This window comes from Fretibacterium fastidiosum (assembly GCF_000210715.1).
Classification (GTDB): domain Bacteria; phylum Synergistota; class Synergistia; order Synergistales; family Aminobacteriaceae; genus Fretibacterium; species Fretibacterium fastidiosum.
In genome coordinates this window covers 1,107,479-1,111,488 of record NC_021038.1, presented here as the reverse complement: position 1 = coordinate 1,111,488, position 4,010 = coordinate 1,107,479, and the positions used below count along the sequence as shown (strand labels likewise).

Below are 4,010 nucleotides of genomic sequence, written 5' to 3'. Positions count from 1 at the left end.
ATGGCACTGTCTTTATTAGCCGTTGGAGGAGGGCTGCGAAATGCCATATTACACGATAGGCTACGAGGGCGTGAAGCTCGAGGGGTTCATCCTTTGCCTGGAGCAACATGGTATACAGGTCCTGGCGGATGTTCGGGAAAAGCCTTATTCCCGTAAACCAGGGTTCTCGCAACGCGCACTGCGGGACGCCGTAAGCTCCCACGGGATTCGATATCAGCATTTTCAAAGATTGGGATGTCCTCCCGATATTCGCAGCGCCTATCAGGAGGATGGAGACTGGGGGCGCTACCGCATGGCCTTCAATCGGTATCTGACATCCAACCTAGATGCAGTGAAGGAACTTGCCCTGTTTACCAGGGACTTTCCCTGCGCCCTGATGTGCTTCGAGGCCGACCCCAACCGCTGCCACCGTCTTCTCATCGCACAGCAGATCGAGAAGCTGTACCATGAACCGATCCGGAACCTACACCCGGCAGACGTCACTCGTCAAATAGGCCTTTTTGAAAAAACAGTTCCCTGTACTGCCTAGGCGGAAGAAACACGCTTATGGCAAGCCATTGATCGGGGTGTCGGTGCATATTGCCCATCAGGATCATGGGGCCGAGCTTGTTTGCTTCGGCCTCATATTTGTTCCGGAGGAACCTCTCCCAGTCATCGCCGTGCTCTCTCACGCAGCGCCAATACAACGCCCCAATCTCCCAATCCGTGATCTTGAGGCGAACTTCTTTCACTCCACCTTCGGCAACAGGAGCTTCAAAAAAGTAATAGAAATTGTAGGGAACCTTCTTCAGCGCTGGAGGAAGATCCAGCGCTTTTCTCGAAAAAAGGGGATTATCGCTTTGCAGCAGGGCTTCTTTTTCTTTCGGGGTCCAGTCCTCCGCGCCCTTTTTGATCTCCAGACTCACAGGGCTATCAGGAACATACAAAGCGAGCGAGACCTCTTCAGGAACGGCTGGTGTGCAGCGTTTCCCCTGGTCAGGAGGGAGAAATCCCCGTATCCGTGGAACTCGCTTTAGCCACTCCATTCTGGCTCGCCAGCCTGTTCCACTCTTCATGAGCTCTTGAAGCTGAATCGTATCGAAGTTACCCCGACGGCTTTCCTTGCGGTTGTCACCTACCGCCGCCTCCGCCTCAATCATGATCCACTGCCATTTTTTGAACCGTTTCTCTTCACCGAGAAAACGAAACGGGACAGGGAAAATCCTGCGCATCTCCCCCGCCTCCGTTATTCCGGCAACACAGGTGGTTTCTACATAGCCCCTGCTTGGCTCTGGGCAGGTTTTGACAAGGATGAGAATTCTTTCTCGAGGCATCATAGACCTCCCTAAACGCCCCTGCGAATATCACCGTAATTCTGAAAGGAGCCCCCAGAGCACCGAGATAAGCGCCAGGACCGCGATTAACCAGAGCACCATCCGCTGTTTTTTCACTCCCGCTTTTTTCTCCTCATGAGTAAAGATTCTTCCGCACCCCGGACACGCCACCGCCTTATCGGAGACTTCTTTGCCACAATCCTTACACTTGAAAATTGCCATAACATTACCTCCTCTGCAATAAATGACACACAACTATCTCGTGGCCACCTTCGACATGCGGCGCACAATGAAGATCATTCCCAGACGTTGCCACCGTACTGCAGCCCCGCCAGTGCCGAGAGAGCCGATGCATGGGAAGCTATTGCTCCTGTTCCCAAGGCGGGATTATGGCGTGGCCGCGCTCCTTATTCCCCCCTTCTAACTCCTTGTCGTTTGATGCTGGAATGGAAGGGGGGAGAAGGCTTCTCTCTCCCTCTATTCCTCTATTCTTCAAAAGTACTGCTATCGAAATAGCGAAGGTTATTCCCGTCCCATATGCTGACCGGCTAGGACGCAGTTCTTTATATAAGTTGTCAAAAACGTATGTTTGCGCAACTGTAGATAAAAGCATAAAAAGAAAAGATAGCAAAAAAGTCTTGAAATATGAATATCGCTTCTTGAACACAAATCGCATGATTAAAGCCGGGGTAGCTCCCAAGGTCCCAATCAAGACAATATCCCAAAATGAAAAATATACACGAGGCATTGTATCCTGAACACTCGGTAAAGATGGAAACGGACTGTAACGTTCGGGCGTTTGATGTTCTCTCGAAATCGTAGACCCCCGTATTTGAGAGTTATCAGCATGAGGTGGCACCAGTTCCCAACGGGAAAAAATTTCCTTCACAAGGCCGTGCCATCTATTCTCAGCGTCAGGGGGATAGGTCAAAACGAAAATCAATACCTTATCGTCATGCCTCAAAGCCGCACATTTCAAACGCATATAAACTCCCTTTGCGACCGCAACCTCATAAGTCGCCATCGGAGAGGTCTGCGTTTGAAGCTCAAACGTTTTTTTCTCAATGCGGCGCAAAGAAGATTTGTAGGCCGGTTGCAATCCTTGGGCAAACCCCTCTAAGAAATGTGAAAGGAGATATGAAAGGTCTCCCCCTAGCAAAGAGCCCCCCGAATCTTCCGACCACAGGGCCAGAACCTGCAGGGTAGAAAGCGGCTCACCGTCATTCTCAGCCGGAATTCTGACATTGAGACACCGTTGTGTGTTAAGCACAGCATTGTAATTGTAAAGCGCATCTTTTTGCACAGGGTTGTCTTGAAAGACTACAAGCCAAGACGCTGGGATAAAAATTGTCCCCGCATTCTGCAGTGGTATTCCCTGCCAGGCATCATTTTTAACGTCAGGGAAGGAAGCAGCAGCAATCTCTTTTACGCTCTGTCCCGGCTGCCACAGTTCCAAGGCGCGTTCAAAAACGGGGAACCAGTGTCGTTCCCCCCGAATTCCGTAAGTGGCTGAAAGTCTGTAAAGAATCCCCTTGTGCTCAACATAAGCCTCCAACATTCGCGACCCTCCGCCAGGCCCAAATGTTGCATCAAAACGCCAAACCTTACCGTATTTTTCTTTTTGAAACCTCACTGGGCCGACCCGGCTTCCAGGAAAATTTTTCAAGACAAAGGCTCTTGTCTGGTCTATCATAAACCTTGCCCCATCTTTTCTAAGGTTTACGATTCTACCTTCCTGTGAAAACCATATGCGGGAAGAAACAACGGAGCAGACAATCCCCTCGTTTTCCTGTTTTGCATTAATCAAGGATTGCGTGTAATAGGACACAGATTGATTTTGTTGGGGTTGCACTTCGACTTTAGCGTCATTCCAAAAGTTCACAACAGCCCATTCCCCGGGCAAAAAAAGAGTACCTTTATCTGGCTGGGGATAGGCAGTCCACTCGTCTGAGGAGGAATTTGCAAAAACGACAGAAGAAAGGGCGACAGAGATAAACACAGCCAATAGGATTTTCTGCGCACACCTGTTCATTAGGCATCCCTTCCTTTAATCACGTGGCCCGTGCAATGTTGCTGGAGCGATGCTGTCTATTTATCCCCATAATGAGTGCGGCACTGCACAATCTCGATCGTATCGTTCAAGACGCGATAAACCAGACGGTTCTTCTCGTCAATACGGCGGCTCCAACCCAAATCCACAGGTTGCGATAGCTTTATCGGCGCTCAAGCCCGTCGTTGTACAGGTTAAGCCGATACTGACCTTTCACCCGTCAGGTGCAGCAGAAAATGTGCAAAACCGGTTTCCGACGCACGTTAAAAACTTTGCCTGTGGTTGGGGGTCCAATACCCGGAGTAGTTTCCGATCAAAGGCTCCGGGTTTCCGATGCCGTCATAACCGTTGCGTTCAATGTCCGTAATCAGCTTATTGATGCGGCGAAGGGTTTTCTTGTCCTGCTCAAGCCAGTAGAGGTAATCTTCCCAGGCTCTTTCGTCCCATTGCTTTTTCATCTTTCGTCATTCGCAGTTTATGAGCTCATGGGTAACTCCCTTCCCCGCCTTCATATCGTTGATTGCCTCCAGAAGCAGCTTCTGGTTGTGCTCGTTATAAAACGCATCGTTCGAGAGCTCTTTTATACGCCGATCCAAATCCATCCTTATGGACGCCTGAACAGTCATCACGTCTATCACCATCCTCAT

General features: G+C 50.0%; 7 protein-coding genes. 1 reads left to right on the top strand and 6 read right to left on the bottom strand.

Translation table 11 applies throughout. The annotated features are described in order from the left end of the window. Window positions 1-112 precede the first annotated feature (112 nt). Entirely contained in the window at window positions 113-529 is a 417-nt protein-coding gene (locus SY1_RS12775) for a DUF488 domain-containing protein (RefSeq protein WP_423868986.1), read from the top strand. Here SY1_RS12775 and SY1_RS05045 read toward each other — a convergent pair. From SY1_RS05045 to SY1_RS05020, 6 genes are all read right to left on the bottom strand, one after another. Then, window positions 480-1,313 carry a hypothetical protein gene (locus SY1_RS05045; protein ID WP_208872926.1) on the bottom strand — a complete coding sequence of 278 codons (834 nt, stop codon included), beginning with the start codon at window positions 1,311-1,313 and terminating at the stop codon, window positions 480-482. The genes SY1_RS12775 and SY1_RS05045 overlap by 50 nt on opposite strands. A gap of 30 nt (window positions 1,314-1,343) precedes the next feature. Then, window positions 1,344-1,535 carry a zinc-ribbon domain-containing protein gene (locus SY1_RS05040; protein ID WP_015556384.1) on the bottom strand — a complete coding sequence of 64 codons (192 nt, stop codon included), beginning with the start codon at window positions 1,533-1,535 and terminating at the stop codon, window positions 1,344-1,346. Between the two features lie 139 nt (window positions 1,536-1,674). Further along, the gene (locus SY1_RS05035) at window positions 1,675-3,345 is read right to left on the bottom strand and encodes a hypothetical protein (RefSeq protein WP_208872924.1); all 1,671 of its coding nucleotides are present in this window, start codon (window positions 3,343-3,345) and stop codon (window positions 1,675-1,677) included. Between the two features lie 56 nt (window positions 3,346-3,401). Then, window positions 3,402-3,530 carry a type II toxin-antitoxin system YoeB family toxin gene (locus SY1_RS05030; RefSeq protein ID WP_208873988.1) on the bottom strand — a complete coding sequence of 43 codons (129 nt, stop codon included), beginning with the start codon at window positions 3,528-3,530 and terminating at the stop codon, window positions 3,402-3,404. A gap of 96 nt (window positions 3,531-3,626) precedes the next feature. Further along, window positions 3,627-3,821, bottom strand: a complete 195-nt coding sequence (locus tag SY1_RS05025; protein ID WP_015556383.1) for a Txe/YoeB family addiction module toxin — start codon at window positions 3,819-3,821, stop codon at window positions 3,627-3,629. 6 nt (window positions 3,822-3,827) lie between these two features. Further along, a partial coding sequence (locus tag SY1_RS05020; protein ID WP_208872923.1) for a hypothetical protein occupies window positions 3,828-4,010 on the bottom strand: 183 nt, incomplete at its 5' end.